The organism is Streptomyces sp. CO7 (genome assembly GCF_053474865.1).
Window position 1 is genome coordinate 1 of sequence record NZ_JBRIOU010000149.1, and the last position, 397, is coordinate 397.

At 39.5% G+C, this 397-nt stretch carries 1 protein-coding gene; it reads left to right on the forward strand.

The window, feature by feature from the left end:
* Positions 1-397: class I SAM-dependent methyltransferase (locus tag ACOV8S_RS31520; protein ID WP_448321890.1), on the forward strand; the 397-nt coding region annotated here is incomplete at both ends.

The window sequence follows — 397 nt, forward strand, 5'->3', positions numbered from 1 at the left end:
GGTATGCAGTCTGCCAGTTGGTTATTATCCAAATGATGAGCTTGCAGCAGACTATGAATTAAAGGCAAAAGAAGGACATGCCTTTGCGCATTATTTATTTATTGAACAAAGCCTTCGTTATACAAAAGAAGGCGGCTTCTTGTTCTTCATCATTCCAAACGATTTGTTTGAAGGAAAAGAAAGCGTGCAATTAAAGGACTTTATCAAAGATCATGCATATATGAATGCATTAATTCAGCTGCCGGTCTCCATGTTCAAGGACAAAAAGCACGCCAAAAGCTTGTTTGTGATGCAAAAGAAAAAGGAAGGGCTCGAAGCACCAAAACGGATGCTGTTTGCCAATCTGCCGTCTTTCTCACAAAAAGAAGCAATGTTGGGTGTAATGAGAAAATTAGGC